Annotated in this window: 20 protein-coding genes; 13 read left to right on the top strand and 7 right to left on the bottom strand. The window is 72.3% G+C overall.

What is annotated here, in order from left to right; all coding sequences use genetic code 11:
* Positions 1 to 321: 321 nt before the first annotated feature.
* The 3 genes from ACTOWY_RS44210 to ACTOWY_RS44200 all read left to right on the top strand — a co-directional run bounded on the left by ACTOWY_RS44210 (position 322) and on the right by ACTOWY_RS44200 (position 3,064).
* On the top strand, positions 322 to 663 hold the full coding sequence (locus ACTOWY_RS44210; protein WP_441315591.1) for a hypothetical protein: 342 nt from the start codon (positions 322 to 324) through the stop codon (positions 661 to 663).
* A 359-nt stretch (positions 664 to 1,022) separates the two neighbouring features.
* Positions 1,023 to 2,144 carry a sugar phosphate nucleotidyltransferase gene (locus tag ACTOWY_RS44205; RefSeq protein ID WP_441315590.1) on the top strand — a complete coding sequence of 374 codons (1,122 nt, stop codon included), beginning with the start codon at positions 1,023 to 1,025 and terminating at the stop codon, positions 2,142 to 2,144.
* Complete coding sequence (locus ACTOWY_RS44200; protein WP_441315589.1) at positions 2,141 to 3,064, top strand: DNA-3-methyladenine glycosylase family protein; 924 nt, start codon at positions 2,141 to 2,143, stop codon at positions 3,062 to 3,064. Before ACTOWY_RS44205 ends, ACTOWY_RS44200 begins: the two co-directional genes overlap by 4 nt.
* Here the strand turns inward: ACTOWY_RS44200 and ACTOWY_RS44195 are convergent.
* The 4 genes from ACTOWY_RS44195 to ACTOWY_RS44180 form a co-directional block, all read right to left on the bottom strand.
* Complete coding sequence (locus ACTOWY_RS44195) at positions 3,049 to 3,591, bottom strand: NUDIX hydrolase (RefSeq protein ID WP_441315588.1); 543 nt, start codon at positions 3,589 to 3,591, stop codon at positions 3,049 to 3,051. The two genes, ACTOWY_RS44200 and ACTOWY_RS44195, sit on opposite strands and share 16 nt — an antisense overlap.
* On the bottom strand, positions 3,588 to 4,928 hold the full coding sequence (locus ACTOWY_RS44190) for a coenzyme F420-0:L-glutamate ligase (RefSeq protein WP_441315587.1): 1,341 nt from the start codon (positions 4,926 to 4,928) through the stop codon (positions 3,588 to 3,590). The genes ACTOWY_RS44195 and ACTOWY_RS44190 overlap by 4 nt, the downstream gene beginning before the upstream one ends.
* The gene (cofD, locus tag ACTOWY_RS44185) at positions 4,921 to 5,907 is read right to left on the bottom strand and encodes a 2-phospho-L-lactate transferase (protein WP_441315586.1); all 987 of its coding nucleotides are present in this window, start codon (positions 5,905 to 5,907) and stop codon (positions 4,921 to 4,923) included. The genes ACTOWY_RS44190 and cofD overlap by 8 nt, the downstream gene beginning before the upstream one ends.
* A gap of 70 nt (positions 5,908 to 5,977) precedes the next feature.
* On the bottom strand, positions 5,978 to 6,736 hold the full coding sequence (locus ACTOWY_RS44180) for a site-2 protease family protein (protein ID WP_441315585.1): 759 nt from the start codon (positions 6,734 to 6,736) through the stop codon (positions 5,978 to 5,980).
* 226 nt (positions 6,737 to 6,962) lie between these two features.
* Here ACTOWY_RS44180 and ACTOWY_RS44175 point away from each other — a divergent pair, with 226 nt between their 5' ends.
* Both ACTOWY_RS44175 and ACTOWY_RS44170 read left to right on the top strand, forming a co-directional pair.
* Positions 6,963 to 7,229 (top strand): WhiB family transcriptional regulator, encoded by a 267-nt coding sequence (locus ACTOWY_RS44175; RefSeq protein ID WP_185010429.1) that lies wholly within the window; start codon positions 6,963 to 6,965, stop codon positions 7,227 to 7,229.
* 147 nt (positions 7,230 to 7,376) lie between these two features.
* Entirely contained in the window at positions 7,377 to 10,652 is a 3,276-nt protein-coding gene (locus ACTOWY_RS44170) for a glycosyltransferase (RefSeq protein WP_441315584.1), read from the top strand.
* Positions 10,653 to 10,815: 163 nt separating this feature from the next.
* On the opposite strand, the gene ACTOWY_RS44165 is transcribed toward ACTOWY_RS44170, so the two are convergent.
* Positions 10,816 to 11,283, bottom strand: a complete 468-nt coding sequence (locus ACTOWY_RS44165; protein ID WP_185001732.1) for a metallopeptidase family protein — start codon at positions 11,281 to 11,283, stop codon at positions 10,816 to 10,818.
* Between the two features lie 81 nt (positions 11,284 to 11,364).
* Between ACTOWY_RS44165 and ACTOWY_RS44160 the strand changes: the two genes are divergently transcribed.
* From ACTOWY_RS44160 to ACTOWY_RS44130, 7 genes are all read left to right on the top strand, one after another.
* Complete coding sequence (locus tag ACTOWY_RS44160; RefSeq protein ID WP_185001733.1) at positions 11,365 to 11,724, top strand: DUF3499 domain-containing protein; 360 nt, start codon at positions 11,365 to 11,367, stop codon at positions 11,722 to 11,724.
* A 237-nt stretch (positions 11,725 to 11,961) separates the two neighbouring features.
* Entirely contained in the window at positions 11,962 to 13,311 is a 1,350-nt protein-coding gene (locus tag ACTOWY_RS44155; protein ID WP_441315583.1) for a phosphomannomutase/phosphoglucomutase, read from the top strand.
* Between the two features lie 23 nt (positions 13,312 to 13,334).
* Complete coding sequence (locus ACTOWY_RS44150; protein WP_441315592.1) at positions 13,335 to 13,553, top strand: Trm112 family protein; 219 nt, start codon at positions 13,335 to 13,337, stop codon at positions 13,551 to 13,553.
* 5 nt (positions 13,554 to 13,558) lie between these two features.
* Positions 13,559 to 14,641, top strand: a complete 1,083-nt coding sequence (locus ACTOWY_RS44145) for a hypothetical protein (protein WP_441315582.1) — start codon at positions 13,559 to 13,561, stop codon at positions 14,639 to 14,641.
* A 41-nt stretch (positions 14,642 to 14,682) separates the two neighbouring features.
* Positions 14,683 to 15,918: a mannose-6-phosphate isomerase, class I gene (manA, locus tag ACTOWY_RS44140; RefSeq protein WP_441315581.1), complete on the top strand. Its 1,236-nt coding sequence runs from the start codon at positions 14,683 to 14,685 to the stop codon at positions 15,916 to 15,918.
* 58 nt (positions 15,919 to 15,976) lie between these two features.
* Positions 15,977 to 16,900, top strand: a complete 924-nt coding sequence (locus ACTOWY_RS44135) for a cation diffusion facilitator family transporter (RefSeq protein WP_441315580.1) — start codon at positions 15,977 to 15,979, stop codon at positions 16,898 to 16,900.
* Between the two features lie 202 nt (positions 16,901 to 17,102).
* Positions 17,103 to 18,641 (top strand): amino acid permease, encoded by a 1,539-nt coding sequence (locus tag ACTOWY_RS44130; protein ID WP_441315579.1) that lies wholly within the window; start codon positions 17,103 to 17,105, stop codon positions 18,639 to 18,641.
* A 1-nt stretch (position 18,642) separates the two neighbouring features.
* Here the strand turns inward: ACTOWY_RS44130 and ACTOWY_RS44125 are convergent, their stop codons facing one another.
* Both ACTOWY_RS44125 and ACTOWY_RS44120 read right to left on the bottom strand, forming a co-directional pair.
* Positions 18,643 to 19,293 carry a hypothetical protein gene (locus tag ACTOWY_RS44125; protein ID WP_441315578.1) on the bottom strand — a complete coding sequence of 217 codons (651 nt, stop codon included), beginning with the start codon at positions 19,291 to 19,293 and terminating at the stop codon, positions 18,643 to 18,645.
* Entirely contained in the window at positions 19,290 to 19,832 is a 543-nt protein-coding gene (locus ACTOWY_RS44120) for a hypothetical protein (RefSeq protein ID WP_441315577.1), read from the bottom strand. Before ACTOWY_RS44120 ends, ACTOWY_RS44125 begins: the two co-directional genes overlap by 4 nt.
* Before the next feature lie 30 nt (positions 19,833 to 19,862).
* Here ACTOWY_RS44120 and ACTOWY_RS44115 point away from each other — a divergent pair, with 30 nt between their 5' ends.
* Complete coding sequence (locus tag ACTOWY_RS44115) at positions 19,863 to 21,173, top strand: glutamate mutase L (protein ID WP_441315576.1); 1,311 nt, start codon at positions 19,863 to 19,865, stop codon at positions 21,171 to 21,173.
* The last annotated feature ends 128 nt before the right edge of the window (positions 21,174 to 21,301 follow it).

The raw sequence follows: 21,301 nt of genomic DNA, 5'->3' as shown, positions 1-21,301 counted from the left end.
AGCGGCCCCCGTCACGTTGGGCGGGCAGGCGGCGGCAGGTTGCAGGGGCCGCTCATCGGGGTGTGGTCTGCATGCTCCAGGCCGTACGGAGAACACGCGAGAGCCCTCGTCGTGGGGGTTTCACCCCACCCCCGGCCTGCGGCCGTCCCACAACGGCCAACGTGGCGTACGAGTTGGGCCAACTCAGCGTCCATAACGGCCAACTCGGCGTACGACAACGGCCAACACGCGCGGGAGGTCTTAAGCCCGCACCCGGCGTGTTGGCCGTTGTTGTACGTGTTGTTGGCCGTTGTGGGTGGGTCAGGAGCGGCGGTCCGGCCATTGCGGAGGCTGCGGCTGGCCCTGCTGGTGCTGTTGTGGGGGCTGGCCCTGTTGCGGCTGCTGCTGTTGCGGGTGGCCGCCGTTTTGCGGGCCGCCTGGCTGCTGTTGCATGGGCTGGGTCGGCTGGGGGTGTTGCTGCATCGGCTGGGCCGGATGCGGGTGACCCATCGGCTGCGTGGGTTGCGCGTGCTGCATGGGCTGCGTTGGCTGGTGCCCGTGCGGCGGCCGCGGCATCGGCGGCATGGTCTGTGGTCCGTGACCTTGGGCACCCTGGTGCGGGTGTGGGGATTGCCCGTGTTGTGGGCCGTACCCTGCCTGCATGGCCTGGACCGCCTCCGGTGACAGGATCACGGTTGAGTCCGGGTCCGCGTGGTGCGGATCGTTCGCCGCGACCACGATGCGCGGTATCTGTACCGTGTTGGCCGCATCCATCGGCGAGGTTGCGTCGTCTGGTGTGACGACGAAGGAGCCACGCGCCCTGGCACGGGCTAGCAGCTCATCGGCCCGTTCGCGGGGATCCATCGCGCTGGCCTCTCCTGCGTTGCCTCGTCGCCTGGGGCGGATTTGCCGGCAGGCGGATACGGAGATCATCCCTCACGCTGTGGTGGTCGCTCTCCGGAGCCGCCGGTCGCCTGGTCCGGGTTCTCTGCAAGAGTATTCCGTTCCAGGCGGTCTCGTCAGGGTGAAGGAGGAGTAACGGCATGTCGGCCAGTCCGGCACCAGTCGAGAAGCAGGGGGAACGCGTGGAAAAACTGTCCGGGGTCGACGCGGTGGTGCTGGTCGGCGGCCAGGGCACCCGGCTGCGTCCGTTGACGCTGTCCGCGCCCAAACCGATGCTGCCCACCGCCGGTGTTCCGTTTCTCACCCACCTGCTGTCCCGGATCCGGGCCGCGGGCATCACCCACGTCGTGCTGGGCACCTCCTACAAGGCCTCGGTCTTCGAGGAGTACTTCGGTGACGGGTCCCGGCTGGGCCTGGAACTGGAGTACGTGGTCGAGGACACCCCGCTGGGCACCGGCGGCGGCATCCGCAACGCGGCCAGCCGCCTGCGCGCCGAGCACATCATGGTCTTCAACGGCGACATCCTCTCCGGCGTCGATCTCGGCGCCGTCGCGCACAGCCACCTGGCCAACGACGCCGATGTCACCCTGCACCTGGTGAAGGTCGCCGACCCGCGTGCCTTCGGCTGTGTGCCCACCGACGCCGACGGCCGGGTGCTCGCCTTCCTGGAGAAGACCGAGAACCCGCCCGCGGACCAGATCAACGCCGGTTGCTACGTCTTCAAGCGTTCGGTGCTGGAGGGGATCCCGGCCGATCGCCCGGTGTCGGTGGAACGCGAGACCTTCCCCGGCCTGCTGGAGCGCGGCGCCCGGCTGCAGGGCCACGTGGACGCCTCCTACTGGCTGGACCTGGGCACCCCGGCGGCCTTCGTCAAGGGTTCGGCGGACCTGGTTCGCGGGCTGGCGCCCTCCGACGCGTTGCCCGCGCCCACCGGCGAGGCCATCGTGCTGGACGGCGCGCTGGTCCGGGAGGACGCCAAGCTGGTCAACGGCAGCACCATCGGCGCGGGCGCCCAGGTCGGCCCCGGCGCCACCGTGGACGGCTCGGTGGTCTTCGACGGCGCGGTGATCGGCGCGAACGCGGTCGTGCAGGGCTCGGTGATCGGCGCGAACGCGCGGATCGGTGACGGCGCGGTGTTGCGTGGCGCGGTCATCGGCGACGGCGCCGTGGTCGGCGCCCGCTGCGAACTCCTGGAAGGCCTGCGGTTGTGGCCGGGAGCCGCCCTCGCCGACGGTTCGGTCCGCTTCTCCCACGACGCATGACCCTGGCCGCCCCGGCCGCGGAACGGGCCTGGACGCCGCCGTTCCCGCTCGACCTGGCCGCCGTGCTCGGGCCGCTGCGCCGTGGCCCGGCCGACCCGTGCCTGCGGATCGGGCCGGACGGGACCGCGTGGCGGGCGGGTACCACCGCGGCCGGGGTCGCCACCATCGCGCTGCGCCGGGTGCAGGGCGAGATCCGGGCCAGTGCCTGGGGGCCGGGTGCGGACCTGGCCCTGGCCGGGCTGCCGGACCTGCTCGGCGCCCGGGACGACGACACCGGGTTCGTCGCGCACCACGAGTTGATCGCGCGGGCACGGCGGCGGGCGCCCGGACTGCGGCTCGGGCGGACCGGGCAGGTGTGGGACGTGCTGATCCCCGCGGTGCTGGAACAGAAGGTCACCGGCAAGGAGGCCTGGCGTTCCTGGCGCGAACTGTGCCGCAGGTTCGGCACCCCGGCCCCCGGACCAGCCGCGCCCGACCTGCTCTTCGCGCCGCCAACCCCCAAGGCCCTGCTCGCCATCCCCGACTGGGACTGGCACCGCGCGGGCGTCGACGGCGCCCGCCGCCGGGCCCTGCTCGCCGCCGCCACCGTGGCCACCCGCCTGGAACGCGCCGTCGAACTGGGCGGCGAGGCAGGCCGCGACCTGCTGTGCAAGGTTCCCGGCATCGGCGTCTGGACCGCCGCCGAGATCGCGCAGCGGGCCTGGGGTGATCCGGACGCGGTCAGCGTCGGCGACTACCACCTGCACGACGCGGTCGGCTGGGCGCTGACCGGCCGGGACGCCACCGACGAGGAAATGCTGGCCCTGCTGGCCCCCTACGCCCCGCACCGCCAGCGCGCGATCCGCTACCTGGAGCTGACCGGGGCCCGCAAACCTCGCCGCGGCCCCCGGTTCGAAGGCCGCGACTACCGCGCGATCTGACGCAGCGCCAGCTCCACCAGCTTCGGCACACTGTCCACATTGGACGGCAGCGCGTGCACCGGCCACCACTGCAGGTCTACCGACTCCGCGCTGCGCACCGGCTGGGCGCCCGCGGGCGCGCGCACCAGGTACCGCACGTCCAGGTGCCGGGTGGGCAGGCCCAGTGAGCAGGTGATCGGGTGCACCTCCAGCTGCAACGGCCCCGGTTCGATCACCAGGCCGTCCATGCCGGACTCCTCGGTGGCCTCCCGCAGCGCCGCCGCGAGCAGCGTCGGATCCTCCGGTTCGCAGTGTCCGCCCAGCTGCAACCAGCGCCCCACCCTGGGATGCAGGGTCAGCAGCACGTGCTCGCCGGTCGCGTCCAGCACGATCGCGGACGCGGTCAGGTGCCCGGGTTCGCAGGAACGCTGACACGCGTCCGCGCGCGCTGCCAGGAAGCTCAGGAACGCGTGCCGCTGGCTCTCCTGGCACGGGTCCTCCGGCCGCCAGGCCGACAGCTCAGCGACCGCCTCAGCGTGCAGGCTCACAGCTCGATCAACTCCCCGCCGAGGTCCCGTGGTTCCCGTGGCGCCAGCGGCCCGTCCGCCGGATACCCCACCGCGACCGCGCCCAGCGGCGCGAAATCGGCGGGCAGATCCAGGATCGAGCGCACGGTGTCCGGGCAGAAGATGGTGGAGGAGACCCAGCAGGAGCCGAGTCCCTCGGCGGCCAGGGCCACCAGCAGACCTTGCACGGCCGCGCCGCCGGCCACGGTGAACATGGTCTGCTCGGCCGCCGCGCGGCGCTGGTCCGGGTAGTCGTGCGCGCCGTCGGGCACCCCGAACGGCAACACGATCTCCGGCGCCCCGTACAGCAGGTCGCCGCGCTTGATCCGCCGTTCGATCCGCTCCGCGGGCCAGCCGTCCGCGCGCAGGTCCGTCCGCCACTGCTCGCGCATGCCATCCAGGAGCTTGGCCCGCAGCGCCCGGTCGCGCAGCCACACGAACCGCACCGGGTGGGTGTGGTGCGGGGCGGGCGCGGTCAGCGCGACGCCGACCGCGCGGCGCACCAGCTCGGCAGGCACCTCGTCCTGGCTGAAGACGCGGATCGAGCGCCGGGTCAGCACCGCCTCCCGGCGGCCCTGCTCGATCGCCAGGTCCGTGCCCAGCCGGAACAGGTCCTCAGCCAATGGCCGGACGAGATCCCGCGCGGTGGAGCCGTCCTCCACAATGGACATTCCGCGGACCACCGCCACCGGCAGCCCACCCAGCTTGCCCTTCACCAGATCCGCCGCCGCGGCCAGCTCATCGGCCACCGCGACCTCGGTGACGTGCAGTTCGTTGCCCTGCGGGTCGACGGATCCGGCATAGCGGTGCAGCACGGTGAGCCCGGCCGCGCCAATGGCCGCGTCGGTCTGGCCGACCCGCCAGGCCCGGCCCATGGTGTCGGTGACCACCACCGCGACCGTGACGCCGAGCAGTCCGCGCAGCCGATCCCGCAGGGTCGCGGCCGAACCGTCCGGATCCGCCGGCAGCAGCGCCAGTTCGTCCCCGGCCACGTTGGAGCCGTCCACCCCAGAGGCGGCCTGCACGATGCCGAGCCGGTTCTCGGTGATCAGCGTCCGGAACTTGCGCGCCACCACCCGGACCGCCTCGGCGTCCACCAGTTCCCGGCGCAGCGCGTCCCGCGCCTCCGGATCGGTGGGCGCGGTGACCAGTCTGCCCTCCACTTTGGACAGAACCTTGCTGGTCACCACCAGCACATCGCCGTCACGCAGCCAGGGCGCGGCGGTGGCCAGCGCACCGGCCAGGTCGTCGCCGGGCCGGAACTCGGGCAGTCCGGTGACCGGCAGGATCTCCAGCGCCGCCGCGGCGTGGTCAGTCAAGGCGCACCCCGCCCAGCTCGAAGGCGTCCAGCGCCATTTGCGCGGTCGCGTCCACAGTGGACATGAGCAGTGGCACTGCGCGCACCTCCACGCCCTCGACCAGCGCGGAGTCCCCGGTGTGGATCAGCCAGCCGTCCAGGACACCACCGGCCTTGCGCGATCCGTAGTGCCGCGCCACCGCCTCCGCGGTCGAGTCCACCCCGATCGCGCTCAGGCAGGCATCGGCCATCCCGCGCAACGGTTTGCCGTCGATGATGGGAGAAAGGCCGATCACCGGCGCCTCGGTGGCGGTGATCGCCGCCCGGATGCCCGGCACGGCAAGGATGGTGCCCACGCTGACCACCGGGTTCGACGGCGCGAACAACACGATGTCGGCGTTCGCGATGGCCTCGGCCACCCCCGGACCCGGCTTGGCCTCCTCGGCCCCGACCGACACGATCGCGTGCGCGGGCAACCGCGCCCGGTGCCGGACCCACCACTCCTGGAAGTGGATCGCCTTGCGCTCGCCGGTCTCCGGATCGTCGACGGAGACATGGGTCTCCACCCGGTCATCGCTGGCGGGCAGCAGCCGGAGCCCCGGCTGCCACCGGGCGCACAGCGCCTCGGTCACCGCGGAGAGCGGGTAACCGGCGCGCAGCATCCGGGACCGCACCAGGTGGGTGGCGATGTCCTTGTCGCCGAGCCCGAACCAGGTCGGCTCGGCGCCGTAGGCCGCCAGCTCCTCCTTGACCGTCCAGCTCTCGCCCGCGCGGCCCCAGCCGCGTTCGGTGTCGATGCCACCGCCCAGGGTGTACATGCAGGTGTCCAGGTCCGGACACACCCGCAGCCCGTGCAGCCATACGTCGTCACCGTTGTTGACCACCGCGGTGATCTCGTGCGGCGACTCGCCAGGACCGACGGCGGGAAGGCCGAGCGCGGCCTTCACCCCTTGCAGGAAACGGGCGCCACCGACGCCACCTACCAGCACAACGACCTTCACAGGGGGCCATCCTCCCCGTCTTGCCCGAACGGGCGAACTTGGGGGCCGCGCTCCGTAACCAAGGTCACCATCAGAAACCGCCCTCCCAGAACCGGAACCAGCGCTGCCCGAAGAAGACGTCGCGTACGTTCCCGCCGAAGGTCTCGAAGACCCACAGCACCACCGTGCTGAACAACTGGCCGACCACCGGCACCCCGATCAGCAGGGCGAACAGTACGAACGGCGCCCACGGCCTGGCCTTCGCGCCGAACTCCCGCGCCTGGTACGACAGGTACGGCTCGAGCACGCCGAAACCGTCGAGACCCGGAATCGGCAGGATGTTCAGCACAAACGCGAGCATTTGCAGGTAGGCCAGATAGGACAGTCCGGCCGCCAGCCCAACGGGTGGATTTGTCAGTGCCACCGTCGCAATGAGCAACAGGCCGATCACCAGGTTCGCCATTGGCCCGGCCAACGACACCAACGACTCCGCGCGCTTGGTCCGCAACGCGTGTCGATCGATCCACACCGCCCCGCCGGGCAGCGGGATGCCACCGACGGCCAGCAACAGCAGCGGCATCAGGATGCTCAGCACCGGATCGGTGTACTTCCGGATGTCCAGGGTGAGATATCCCTTGTGCCGCACCGAATAGTCGCCGCCACGCAGGGCTAGGTAGGCGTGCCCGAACTCGTGCAGGCAGAGCGAGACGGCCCAGCCGCCGAGCACCAGCAGGACGATTCCGGCAGTGCGTGCCACATTCTGGTCCACCGTGGACAGCACGCCGCCGCCGACCGTGACGGCCAGCAGGATTAGGAACAGCGGACTCGGGGCAACCGAGGATCTCGTCACAGCAACACTCTGCCCTGCCGGTGAAGTTCCTTGCCAGTGGGGCAGTTTCGTCCCCCGTCGTGTGTACTTGGCTTGACCCTCTTGCATCCCACAGGTCTAATCACATTGGTGTCATTCGTCGGGTGGGACGGCGAATGGGGTCCGCCACCGGGGAGTGCGGGAGGAGCGGACAGTGGAAGAGAACGAAGAGAGCCGAGTGGGAGAGCGGGACACCGCACCCACAGGCGTGGGAGTGCTGGTCGATCTCTTCGACCCCGCCCTCGAGGCGGACGAGGAGCACGACTGGCAGGAACGGGCACTGTGCGCGCAGACCGACCCGGAGGCGTTCTTCCCTGAGAAGGGTGGATCCACCAGGGAGGCCAAGCGGATCTGTGCCGGTTGCGAGGTTCGGCCAGAGTGCCTCGAGTATGCCCTTGCGCACGATGAGCGCTTCGGCATCTGGGGTGGTCTGTCCGAGCGAGAGCGCCGCAAGCTCAAACGACGAGCGGTGTGACATAACGGTTCGGTGTGGCCGGGTGAGTTCGCCCGGTCGCACCCCGTAGCGTTTTCCACCACGTGCCAGTGGATTCCACCGGCACGTGGTGGGGGCGCTCGCGAACCCCGCACGGGGGACCTGTCACCGCCGAGCCGAGGGACCAGCTTGCCGCACCCGACGCTGAGCACCGCGCCGGTGCTCGCCGTGATCGTCTGCCACGACGGCGCGGAATGGTTGCGGCCACTGCTCTCCGCGCTGCGCCGCCAGTCCGTGCGACCGCGGCACATCCTGGCCGTGGACACCGGATCCACCGACGCCACCGCCCGGGTGCTGGCCGCCGCGGCCACCGGTCCGGACCAGTTGCTCGACGGCGTGCTCACCGAAGCCCCCGACACCGGCTTCGGCGCCGCCGTCGGCAAAGCCGTGGCCACCGCGACCGAACGCTGGGGCGACCCCGGCCGGTGGATCTGGTTGCTGCACGACGACTCCGCGCCCGAACCCGACTGCCTGCCCACCCTGCTGAGCACCGCCGAACTCGCGCCGTCCGCGGCCATCCTCGGTCCGCTCGCGGTGGACTGGGCCGACCCCAGGCTGGTGGTGCAGGGCGGGCTGTCCCTGGACGCCTCCGGCCACACCCAGACCGGCATCTCCGGCGCGGAACTGGCCTACGGCGGCGGCTTCGAGCAGAGCCGGGACGTGCTCGCGGTCGGCAGCGCGGGCGCGCTGATCCGGCGCGAGGTCTGGGAACAGCTCGGCGGACTCGACCCCGCGCTGCCCCTGGGCGGCGACGACATCGACCTGGGCTGGCGGGCCAACCTGGCCGGGCACCTGGTGCTGCTGGTGCCCTCGGCCCGGATCCGGCATGCCCGTGCCGCCGAACGGGATCAGCGCCCGGTGCACGCGGTGCCCGGACTCGCCCGCGCCCGGCGCGCGCACGGCCTGCGCACCTTCCTGGTCAACACCAGCGCGCCCTCCTACCTGATCGGCCTGCCCCGGCTCGCGCTGCTGTGCCTGTTGCGGGCACTGGGATTCCTGCTGCTGCGCCGAGGACGACGGGCCGGTGACGAACTGGCCGCGCTGGGTTACCTGCTCGGCGGCCGGGCCGGACTGCTGGCCGCCCGCCGATCCCGCGCCGCCACCCGCACCGTGTCAGCCAGGGAGATCCGCGGCCTGTTCACCTCGCGGCTCACCCGGTTGCGCAACGCGGTGCACAGCGGCCTGCTGCACGTGCTGCGCAGCCGGGTGCGCGCCGACGCCAGCCTCGGCAGGCTGCCGGCCAGCCCGGTGCCGGAGTGGACCGAACCCGGTGCCCCGCAACGCCAATCCGGCCCGCCCGCACTGCCCGCGGGCGCACTCGGCCCCAGCCGCCGTCGCGGCGCCGCCCGCCGGCTGGGCCCGGCCGGACTGCGCCGACCCGCCGGGCCGGTGGTGGTCGAGGTGGCGGCGGGCGAGCTGTACCGCCGACCCAGCCCGCGCCCCCGGCCCTCACCCGTGCCCCGCGGGACCCCGCGACCGGCCGAACTGGTGCTGGTGGAGATCGACCGCGGCCGGGTGCTGCGCGAACTGCTGCTCAGCCCGGTGCTGTTCCTGGTGCTCGGCCTGGCCGCGCTCGCACTGGCCACCCACTGGGCCCGGCTCGGCGGCGACCTCGCCGGCGGCCGGTTGCTGCCTGCCGGGGGCCTCGGCGACACCTGGGCCGGTTATGTGGCCGCCTGGCAACCCGTCGCCGGCGGCAGCATCGCACCCGCACCCGCCGCCACCGGGGTGCTCGCCGTGCTCGGCACCCTGCTCGGCGGACCCTCGATCGCGATCACCGTGCTGCTGCTCGGCGACCTGCCGCTGGCCGGACTGACCGCCTACCTGGCCACCCGCCGCCTGCGCGCGCCCAGGACCATCCGCGCCGCGGTGTCCGCCGGGTACGCGCTGCTGCCCATCGCCACCGCCGCCACCACCCAGGGCCGCCTCGACGTGGTCGTGGTGCACCTGCTGCTGCCGCCGGTGCTGGCCGGGGTGGCCGCGATCCTGTGGCCGCGCAGGCCGGACATCGGCTGGCTCCCCATCACCTGCGCCACCGCGCTCGCCCTGGCCGTGCTCGGCGCCTTCCACCCGCTGCCGCACCTGCTCGTGCTGCTGGCCGCGCTGATCGGCTTCGTGCTGGTGCCCGGCTCCGGCCGAGGGCGGGTGGCCGCGCTGTTCACCCTGGTGCTGCTGCCACTGGCACTCCAGCTGCCCTGGCCGGCGCTGGTCCTGCGGCACCCCGCGGTGCTGCTGCACGGCACCGGCGCCCCACTCCGCGAGGCCAAGGCCAACCCTCTCGACCTGCTCGCGCTCTACCCCGGCGGCCCCGGCGCACTGCCCTGGCTGGGCCTGATCGCCGTGCTGGCCGCCCTGACCGCGGCCGCCTGCCGCCCGCGCCCGGCCATGCTGCCCGGACTCGGCCTCGCGCTGCTGGGCGCCGCCGCGGCCATCGCGCTCGGACTGATCGAGGTCACCCCGGCCAACGGCGGCCCGCCCAGCACCGGCTGGACCGGCGCCCCGCTGCTGCTCACCGGCTGCGGCCTGGCCTGGATCGTGCTCGCCGCCGCCCTGCCCGGCGCACCCATCACCCTGCCCGCCCGGGCGCTCGCGGGCGCGGGCGCGACCGTGCTGGCCGCCCTCGCCGTCAGCGCCCTGCTGCTCGGCCGGGACGGCCCGGTGAAATCCGCCCCGCCGCTGCTGGTCAACAGCCAGCTCGCCGAACTCGCCGCCACCGGGACCGGCGTGCTGGAAGTCGGCTCCGCCGGGCAGCCCAGCCGCCAGACCGCGGGCCGCCTGCCCCGCTTCGGCGACGACGACGTGCTCGCCGTGCCCGCCGCCGCGCAACGGATCCGGGACACCGCCACCGCCCTGCGCGCGGGCACCACCGAAGCCGTCCGCGGCGCACTGCTCTCCGCCGGAGCCAGTGGCGTCCGGTTCCTGCTGCTGCCCGACCCGGCCGCCGCCACCAAGATCCGCGCCGCCGCCCCTGACCTGGTCGTGGCCGACGCCACCGCCACCGACGGCCGCCCGGTCCTCCGGCTGACCCAGTCCCGCGGCCCGGTCACCCTCCTCGCCGGGGAAGCCGCGCTGCGCGCCCGCACCGGCGGCACCCCAGCCGGACAGATCGAGGCCACCACCGTCGAGGCCCGGCCACCGGAGATCGCCGTCGCGGTCAGCGCGGGCGGACTCGGCCGGGTGCTGGTGCTCGCCGCCGAGGACGAACGCGGCTGGCTGGCCACCGTCGACGGCCGCGAAGTGCCGCTGGCCAGGGCCTACGGCCACCTGGTCGCGGTCGCGCTGCCGGAATCAGCCAGCGAGATCCGCGTCACAGTCCCGGCGGGCCTGGCCGCCCTGCTGCTGCTCGCCCAAGCCGCGGCCGCCCTCTTCACCGCCCTCACCGCAATCCCCACCCGCCGCCCCTGACCGAGTGTTGGCCGCTCTCGTACGCCGAGTTGGCCAAACTCGTACGCCCACTTGGCCAAAGTCGTACGCCGAGTTGGGCCAAGTGGGCGGATTGGCGTGGGCCGGTGGCCGAGGGCCGTGCCGTAACGGCCAAGACGGCGTACGACAACGGCCAACACCCGGGTCAGTCGCCGTCGATGACTTCCGGGTCCAGGCCCAGGTAGGTGGCGACCTGCTCCACCAGCACGTCGTGCACCAGATCGGACAGGTCCGCGCCGTCCTTGGCCCGAGCCTCCAGCGGCCGCCGGTAGAGCACGATGCGCGCCCTGGTGGGCAGCCCGCGCCGGTCCACCCCGGCGGGCACCAGCCGGGCCAGCGGCACGTTGCCGTCCTCGACCACGTCATCGCCCCAGGTCAGCTCCTCGGCATCGGCCGAGGGCAGCTCAGGGACATCGTCAACGGCCACGTCCAGCTGGGTCAGCTCGTTGCGCCAGCGCTGCTCGATCGGCTCCAGGGCCTCCAGCACCACCGCGTCGAACCGCTCCGAGCGGCTGCGGGCAGCAGGCATCGTCGAGGGGTACAACTGCCCTCGCATACCTCGCCCATGCCGGTCCCGACGCTGCCTGATCCCCCGTCGGGTACCCCTCGCCATCACCACGGCCACTGAGGGTACGCGGATGTTGTCAGCGTGCCTGCCGCACAGGGTGGACCGAAGGCGCTATCGTCCCCAATCGTGCGGAGCGTAAGAAGGTGCTCGCGGACCGGGTGCACGAACCCGGCCGTTGCGACGCTGACCTACGCCTACGCCGACTCCACCGCGGTCGTCGGGCCGCTGGCCACCTACTCCGAGCCGCACAGCTACGACCTGTGTGAACAGCACGCGATGCGGCTCACCGCCCCCCGAGGGTGGGAGGTCGTCCGGCACGAGGGCGAGTTCGCCGTTCCCCAACCTACGGTGGACGACCTGACCGCGCTGGCCGAGGCAGTGCGTGAGGCAGGCCGGGCGGACCGCCCGATCGAGGCGAGTGAGCCGGTGTTCGGCGCGGGCAGGCGCGGACATCTACGGGTTCTGCCAGACCCGCACGAGGACTAGTAGGCCGCGTCCGCCCGGTCACGCCCGCGATAGCCGCGCCAGATCGGCCGCTGACGGCACGGCCGGAACGCCCGAATACGCCCGGTATGAGGGCGCCCCGTCCGCACCGCCAGCGACCAATCCGATCACGACTCTCACAGACGCGACCAGACGGACACGGCCTAGGCCACAGGCGCACATCGCCCGCCGGTAGGCTTCGGGCTAGCTGTCCAAGTGAGCCGAAGTCAGGAGTAAGGCGTGCGAGACCTGTCCGGCATCGTCAAGGCGTACGACGTTCGCGGGTTGGTGGGCGAACAGCTCGACACCGACGTGGTCCGCGACCTCGGCGCGGCATTCGCCCGGCTCGTCGGCGGCCCGGCCGTGGTCATCGGCCACGACATGCGCGACTCGTCCCCCGGCTTCGCCGCGGCCTTCGCCGAGGGCGTCACCGCCCAGGGCGTCGACGCCGTCTCCATCGGCCTGGCCAGCACGGACATGCTCTACTTCGCCTCCGGCAAGCTGAACCTGCCCGGCGCGATGTTCACCGCCAGCCACAACCCGGCCGCCTACAACGGCATCAAGCTCTGCCGCGCGGGCGCCGCGCCGGTGGGCCAGGACAGCGGGCTGACCGAGATCCGCGAGATGGTCGAGCAGGGCGTGCCCGAGTTCCTCGGCGCCCGCGGCTCGGTCTCCGAGCGCACCCTGCTGGTGGAGTACGCCGCCTACCTGCGCGGCCTCGTCGACCTCTCCGGCATCCGGCCGCTGAAGATCGCGGTGGACGCGGGCAACGGCATGGGCGGCTACACCGTGCCCGAGGTGTTCAACGGCCTGCCCATCGAGGTGGTGCCGATGTACTTCGAGCTGGACGGCAACTTCCCCAACCACGAGGCCAACCCGCTGGACCCGAAGAACATCGTGGACCTGCAGGCCAAGGTGCGCGAGATCGGCGCGGACGCGGGCATCGCCTTCGACGGCGACGCCGACCGTTGCTTCGTGGTCGACGCCAACGGCGACCCGGTGTCCCCGAGCGCGATCACCGCGCTGGTCGCCGTGCGCGAACTGGCCAAGGAGCCGGGCGGCACCATCATCCACAACCTGATCACCTCCAAGGGTGTGCCGGAGATCGTGGCCGAGCACGGCGGCAAGCCGGTGCGGACCAGGGTCGGGCACTCCTTCATCAAGCAGACGATGGCCGAGACCGGCGCCATCTTCGGCGGCGAGCACTCCGCGCACTACTACTTCAGGGATTTCTGGCGTGCCGACACCGGCATGCTGGCCGCCATGCACGTACTGGCCGCACTCGGTGAGCAGGACAAGCCGCTCGCCGAGATCACCAGGGAGTTCGCCCGCTACGCCGCGTCCGGGGAGATCAACTCCACCGTCGAGGACCAGGCAGGCAGGCTGGCCGCGATCAAGGCCGCGTACGGCGGCCGCGACGGGGTGGCCCTGGACGAGCTGGACGGGCTGACCATCGAGCTGCCGGACGGAGCCTGGTTCAACCTGCGGGCCTCCAACACCGAGCCGCTGCTGCGACTGAACATCGAGGCCAAGGACGCCGAGGCCGTCGCCGCGTTGCGCGACGAGGTCCTGGCGATCGTCCGCGGCTGAGGAGGGAAACAGAGGTGAGCACCGTGTCCGTGCAGCTTGACCCGGACCTGCTGGAGATCCTGGCCTGCCCGTGCCCCGCGCACGGCAAGCTGACTCCCGGCACGCCCGAAGACGCCGAGGCCGACTACCTGACCTGCACCGCCTGCGCCCGCCGGTTCCCGGTGCGCGACGGCATCCCGGTGCTCCTGCTCGACGAAGCCGAGGGCGGCCCCGCCGCCGACGGGCCGTCCGCCGCCGGGTGACCCTGGTGCTCGACGACGTTCTGCTCGACGATCCGGCCCGGCTCGCCGAGGCCGACACCGAAGGGCTGCTGCGGGCGGCCGCCTCGGCGGGCGCCCAGATGCGCTCGACCGTGGAGGCCGCGCGCGAATTCGGCCTTGACCGCCTCGCCGAAGACCGGCCGAGGGCACTGGTGCTGCTCACCAGGCCCGGGGTCGGTCCGGCCGCGGCGGCGCTGCTGGCCGCCCTGCTCGGCCCGGCCTGCCCGGTGCCGGTGGTGGTCACCGACGTGGTGCCCACCTGGATCGGCGCGCTCGACGTGGTGATCGCGCACGCCGACGATCCCGGCGACCCGGTGCTGGCCGAGTCCCTCGACCGCGCCGCCCGCCGCGGCGCGCGCATCGTGCTCACCGCGCCAGAGGAGGGCCCGGTGGCCGCGGCCGCCGCAGGCCAGGCGCTGCTGCTGCCGCCGCGGGTGCACGTGCCGCACGGCCTCGGCCTGGCCCGCGCGCTGGCCGCCGGACTGCTCGCGGTCAACCGGCTCGGCCTGCTGCGCACCGACGTCGGCCAGATCGCCGACGAGCTGGACCGGGAGGCCGAACGCGACCACCCGATGCACGAGTCCTTCGTCAACCCGGCCAAGGCGCTCGCGCTGCGGCTGGCCGGCCGGACCCCGCTGCTGTGGGGCCTGGACCACGCCGCCACCGCGGTCGCCGCGCACGCCGCGCAGTCCCTGGCCACCTTCTCCGGGGTGGTCTCCGATGTGGCCGGATATCCCCAGGCCGTGCTCCGGCCCGCGCTGCACCGCGCGGCCGTGCAGGCCACCTCCGGACACGACCTGTTCGCCGACCCGGACGACCTGACCGCCGGGCCGACCCCGCGGGTGCTGCTGCTCGCGGTGCGCCGCGGCCCGATCGCCGAGGCCACCCGCCGGGCCGCCGAGGACACCCTCCCCGGCGCCGACCTGGTCGCCCCGGCGGACGAGGTCACCGGCGACGAGGCCCTGTGCGCCGCGCTGCTCGCGGTGCGCTTCGATCTGGCCGCCCTGTACCTGGGGCTGGCCGCCGGCACGCTGGGCGGGCCGGGAGTGGTGTCGCCGGTCATCGCCTGAGCGCGAGACGCGAGACCAAAACCAGGAAGCGAGAAGGAACAGTGGACCTGCTGCGCAACGCGGTGCGGCCCTACGCGTGGGGCTCGCGCACCGTGATCGCCGAACTGCTCGGGCGCGAGGTCCCGGCCCCGCACCCGGAAGCCGAGCTGTGGATGGGCGCCCACCCCGGCGACCCGTCCACGCTCCTGGGCGCGGACGGCGCGGAGACCTCGCTGCTGGCCGCGATCAACGCCGAACCCGAGTTCCATCTCGGCCCGGCCTGCGCCCGGCGCTGGGAGGACCGATTGCCCTTCCTGCTCAAGGTGCTCGCCGCGGAGGAACCGCTGAGCATCCAGGCGCACCCCTCGGCCGCCCAGGCCGCCGAGGGCTACGCCAAGGAGGAGGCGGCGGGCATCGCCAGGGACGCGGCCAACCGCAACTACCCCGACCCGACCGCCAAACCCGAACTGATCTGCGCGCTCTCGGAGTTCCACGCGCTGGCCGGGTTCCGGGCCGCGGAGAAGACCGTGGCGCTGCTGGCCGCGCTGGACGTGCCCGAGCTGGCCGGACACGCCCAGCTGCTGGCCGCCGACCCCGGCCAGGACGGCATGCGCGCGCTGTTCACCACCTGGATCACCCTGCCCCAGGTCGCGCTGGAAGGGCTGCTGCCGCCGCTGCTGGAGGCCTGCATCCGGCACCTGCGCGCGCACGGCGAGTTCAGCCTGGAATGCCGCACCGTGCTGGAACTGGGCGAACGCCACCCCGGGGACGCGGGCGTGCTGGCCGCGCTGCTGATGAACCGGCTGGTGCTGCAACCCGGCGAGGCCATCCACCTGCCAGCAGGCAACCTGCACGCCTACCTGCACGGCACCGGCGTGGAGATCCTGGCCAACTCCGACAACATCCTGCGCGGCGGCCTCACCCCCAAGCACGTGGACGTGCCCGAACTGCTGCGGGTGCTGGACTTCTCCTGCGGGGACATGCCGGTGCTGCGCGGCGAGCAGGTCAGCCGCCACCTCACCGCGTACCCGACCCCGGCGCCCGAGTTCGAGTTGTCCAGAGTGGACATCCCGGCGGGCGCCGAGGCGACCGAGGAGGTGCTGCTGCCCAGCGACGGCCCGCAGATCCTGCTCTGCACCAGTGGGAAAGCCCTGCTCACCGCCGAGGACGGCACCCGGCTGGAACTGTCCCGCGGCCAGTCGGCCTGGCTGGCCGCCGGTGACCCGAAAACCCGGATCTCCAGTGCCGGGGACGCCGATCTGCAGGTCTTCCGCGCGACCGCTGGACTGGACGGCTAGTCTCCCTCCCGACCATCCGGGGCAGGACAATCCGGACACGTACGCATGAGGAGTTCTTGTGGCAGCAGGGGGCGGCACCAAGGCGATCGTGGCGGCATTGGTCGCCAACGCGGGGATCGCGGTAGCGAAGTTCGTCGGCTTCGCCATCACCGGCTCGTCCTCGATGCTCGCCGAAGGCGTGCACTCGGTGGCCGACACCTCCAACCAGGCGCTGCTGCTGGTCGGGCAGAAGACGGCGGCGCGCAAGCCCACCGAATCGCACCCGTTCGGCTACGGCCGGGACCGGTACTTCTACTCCTTCGTGGTGGCGCTGCTGCTGTTCACCCTCGGCTCGGCCTTCGCGCTGTACGAGGGCATCCACAAGCTGGAGGACCCGGAAGGGCTGACCTCGCCACTGGTCGCGGTGGGCATCCTGGTGGTGGCGATCGTGCTGGAGAGCTGGAGCTTCCACACCGCGATCCAGGAGTCCAGGAAGATCAAGGGTGACGCCACCTGGTGGCAGTTCATCCGCAACGCCAAGACCCCGGAACTGCCGGTGGTGCTGCTGGAGGACCTCGGCGCGCTGGTCGGCCTGGTGCTCGCGCTCGGCGGCGTGGGCATGACCGTGCTCACCGGCGACCCGATCTGGGACGCCATCGGCACCCTGTGCATCGGCGTGCTGCTCGGCGTGATCGCGATCACCCTGATCATCGAGACCAAGAGCCTGCTCATCGGCGAGGGCGCCAACCCGGACGTGCTCGCGGTGATCGTGGACGAGCTGGCCACCGCCACCGTGGACCACGTCATCCACGTCCGCACCCAGTACATCGGCCCGGACGAACTGCTGGTCGCGGCCAAGATCGCGCTGCTGCCCAACCTCACCGTGGCCGAGGTCGCCCAGGCGATCAACGACGCCGAGTCCAGGGTGCGGGCCAAGGTCCCCGAGGCCCGGCTCATCTACCTGGAGCCCGATCTCGACCACGCGGTCAAGACCAAGGCCTGACCACCGCACATCCGCATCGCCCCGGGACTCACCTGGGGCGATGCGTCGTTTCCGGCAGAGTCACCCATCCGGGCATTTCGATTTTGTAGATGACTGGCGGAAACCGTCACACGTCCGCCGGTAGGGTGAGCGCCGCCCACGACAGTGTTGTCCGGGCTGCCCTCACGGGCACAGGCGGGAGAACTTTTTCAGGAGGTTGGGCGTGCCAGGCAGTGGCTTGTGGCGCACTAAGGGCGTTGAGCAGTCGATCGCCGACACCGATGAGCCGGACACCAAGCTCAGGAAGGATCTGAACGCCTGGGACCTCACGGTCTTCGGTGTCGCGGTGGTGATCGGCGCGGGCATCTTCACCCTGGCCGCGCGAACCTCCGGTGACATCGCCGGCCCCGGTGTGACGATCTCCTTCGTGCTCGCCGCGATCACCTGCGGCCTGGCCGCGCTGTGTTACGCCGAGTTCGCCTCCACCGTGCCGGTGGCCGGCAGCGCGTACACCTTCTCCTACGCCACCTTCGGCGAGTTCATCGCCTGGATCCTCGGCTGGGACCTGATCCTGGAGTTCGCGCTGGCCGCCGCGGTGGTCGGCAAGGGCTGGTCGTCCTACCTGCAGAACGTGCTGGAGATCGCCGGGATCAAGGCGGCCACCACGGTGTCGCTGTTCGGGCTGGACTTCGACTGGGGCGCGGTGCTCGTGGTCACGGCGCTGACCGTGCTGCTGGCCGTTGGCACCAAGCTGTCCTCCCGGGTCAGCCTGGTGATCACCGCGATCAAGGTCGCGGTGGTGCTGCTGGTGATCCTGGTCGGCTTCTTCTACATCAACACCGCCAACTACACCCCGTTCATCCCGCCGGCCGCCGAGGCCGGGTCCGTGGCGCACGCCGCCGGCGGGCTGGACCAGTCGCTGTTCTCGCTGATCTTCGGCGGTTCCAGCAGCACCTACGGCCTCTACGGCGTCTTCGCCGCGGCCAGCATCGTCTTCTTCGCCTTCATCGGCTTCGACATCGTGGCCACCACCGCGGAGGAGACCCGCAACCCGCAGCGCGACGTGCCGCGCGGCATCCTCGGCTCGCTGGCCGTGGTGACCGTGCTCTACATCGCGGTGTCCCTGGTGGTCACCGGCATGCGCCCGTACACCGCGCTGGCCACCAAGACCGGCCCGGACGGCAAACCGATCCGCTCCACCCTGGCCTCGGCCTTCTCCGACGTCGGGGTGACCTGGGCGGCCAGCATCATCGCCATCGGCGCGCTGGCCGGTCTGACCACCGTGGTCATGGTGCTGCTGCTCGGCCAGAGCCGGGTGCTCTTCGCCATGTCCAGGGACGGCCTGGTCCCGCAGGGCCTGGCCAAGACCGGCAAGCACGGCACCCCGGTGCGCGCCACCCTCTTCGTCGGTGGCGTGGTCGCCATCGCGGCCGGCTTCTTCGACGCGGGCCGGCTGGAGGAGATGGTCAACGTCGGCACGCTGTTCGCCTTCGCGCTGGTCTCCGCCGGTGTGCTGGTGCTGCGCAAGACCCGGCCCGACCTCAAGCGCGGCTTCCGCACCCCGTGGGTGCCGTTCGTGCCGATCGTGGCCATCGTGGCCTGCCTGTGGCTGATGCTGAACCTCACCGCCCTGACCTGGGTCCGGTTCGGCATCTGGATGCTGCTCGGCGTGGTCGTGTACTTCGTCTACGGCAAGCACAAGTCCGTGCTCGGCAGGCGCGATCGCGAGGCAGCCGCGGCCGCTCCGGTCAGCAAGGAATAGCTCAGTCCCGCAGGCCGAGGAGGTCGCCGGCCGCACACCAGTCGGCGACCTCCTCGGCCAGTTCGGCCTCGCCGCGCCCCGCGACCTGGAGTTCGAGCACCGGCAGCACCGAGCGCGCGGCCAGTTCGCGCAACTGCTCCTGCTCGCGGCGGAACACCGACAGATCGTCGTACTGCGCCGGATTCCCGGACACCAGTAGCCGTTCCGCCCGCGCCGCCGGGAAGGTCGAGGGCTCCCGCAGACAGAGCACCAGCCCAAAACCCAAGGGCCGCAGCCGGTCCTCGATCCAGCCGAAGTCGAACGGGCGCCCGGCCCGGTGCTGGAAGGCCGCGGTGGACAGATGGAACCGGTCCACCAGCCACGAGTAGTACCGCTGCAACTCGAACATCCGCAGCCAGGTCGAGTAGGTCTGTCTGGCCAGCTCCGCCTCGGACTCGTCGAAGTTGATCAGCCCATGCCCCCAGGGCCGGTTGGTGAACCCGCACCACTCCGCGGAGATCAACGGCGAGTGGTACCGGTACTTGCGCGGCCCGACCAGCCGAGGATGCTCGTTGAGCGCGAAGGCCAGCTCGGTCTTCCCGGTGAGCCGGGTGCCCTCCAGGATCAGCTTGGGCGCGAGCTTCGGCAGCGGCGCCAGCTCCGGGGGAGTCACGCCAGCGCCCGCACGACCGGGTCGAACTCGATCTCGAAGGCCTTCGGGTCCTCCAGCAGCTCCCGCGAGGCCAGCAGATCCGCCGACCCCCGCTGCCAGAAGAACCGCCCCCGCACCGGCGCCACCGTGATGGTCAGCCCGAACGGCCGCACCGGACGGCCAAGGCGATCCTCGAAGGAGTTGACGAACTCGGTGATGAACAACCCGCCGTAGCGCGGCCCCCTAAGACCACCACGCCGGGTGCGTTCCCACTCCCGCAACGGTTCCAGCAGGTCCAGCGCGGCCTCGGTGAGCACCGGCCGGTCCCTGGCGTTGCGCCGCTGCCCGTGGAGCAACTCATCCAGCCAGGCCACCCACTCCCGCTCGGCGGCGGCCCGGTCGATCCGGTTCGCCCCGATCACCGGCACCGACGGTTCGACCAGTGGGAAAGGATCTTCGGGAGCGCTCAGGGCCAGCGCGTCCCGCACGAACAGTGCGCCACTGAGCGCACTGTCCTCGCTGATGGAGACGGTCCACGAGGGCTGTCCGTGTTTACGCATCACGATCCAGTGTGCAGGTAGGTTGCCGTCGTGGCCATCCTTTGCCTGGACGTCGGTTCCACCTGGACCAAGGCCGCGCTGCTCGGCCCGGACGGCGCGCTGCTCGGCACCGCCCAGCACCCCACCACCCCGCCCGAGGTGCTCACCGGCATCGACGCGGTCACCGCCGCCCTGGACGCCGCCGGGGCCGAGGTGCTGGCCTGCTCCTCCGCCGGTGGCGGGCTGCGGCTGGCCGTGGTGGGGCAGGAACGGCTGGTCAGCGCGGAGGCGGCCTACCGGGTCGCGCTCTCCGCCGGGGCGAAGATCGTGCACGTGGCGGCGGGCGAGCTGGACGGGGCGGGCATCAGGGCGTTGCGGGCCAGTACGCCGGATGTGTTGCTGCTGGTCGGCGGCACCGACGGCGGGGAGACCCGGGTGCTGGCGCACAACGCGCGGCGGGTGGCGGCGAACCGGTTGCGGGCGCCGGTGGTGCTGGCGGGCAACCAGGACGTGCGGGCCGAGGCCACCGACACGCTGATCGCGGCCGGGCGGACCGTGATCGCCACCGGCAACGTGCTGCCCGATGTGGGCGAACTGGCTCCCGGACCGGCCAGGGCGGCGATCCGGGAGATGTTCCTGACCCACGTCATCGGCGGCAAGGGCCTCTCCCGTGGGCCGCGGTTCCGGCGGCTGGTCCGGGCGGTCACCCCGGACGCGGTGCTGCGCGGGGTGGCCGAGCTGGCCGCGGTGCTGGCCGACTCCGAGTCCCCGGGCGCGGTGCTGGTGGTGGACGTAGGCGGGGCCACCACGGACGTCTACTCTGCGGTGTCCACTGTGGACGAACTGGCCGGGCGCAGCACGGTCGAGCTGCCGCCGGACCGGCGCACGGTGGAGGGCGATCTGGGCATGCGCTGGTCCGCCCCCGGCGTGCTGGCCGAGGCCACCGCGGAACGGCTGATCGAACCGGCCGAAGCCGCGGAACTCGCCCCGAAGGTGGAGTTCCGGGCGGGTTCGGTGGACTGGGTGCCCACGGACGCCGCGGAGACCGCCGTGGACAGCCGGATCGCCGAGCTGGCCGCGGTGATCGCCCTGCGCCGTCACCTGCGGCTGGTCGCCGGTCGGCTGGGACCCCAGGGCGTCGGACTGCTGGTGCTCTCCGGCGGCGTCTTCCGGCACGCCGGGCCCGAGCGGGTGGCCGCCACCGTGGCCGCGCTGCGCGCCGACCCGGTGCTGCGACCGGTGCTGCGCAACGCCAGGGCCGTGGTGGACCAGCGCTACGTGCTCGCCCCGGCGGGTCTGCTCGCCGAGGCCGGGCACACCGCGGCCGCCCGCACCCTGCTCACCTCGACCTTGGCGGGTTAGGGCCAATGCCGCGTAGTTAGGGTTTGGGGTCTGTTGTCAAGCCTGCTGCTGTCAGCACGATCACGGTGATCTCTGCTCGATGGTTGGTGCGGTCGATGTCGCCTTTCGCGCGGTGTTTGGAGATCGCT

Source organism: Crossiella sp. CA198 (assembly GCF_052078295.1).
Classification (GTDB): domain Bacteria; phylum Actinomycetota; class Actinomycetes; order Mycobacteriales; family Pseudonocardiaceae; genus Crossiella.
This window is presented reverse-complemented; position numbering and strand designations above follow the sequence as displayed.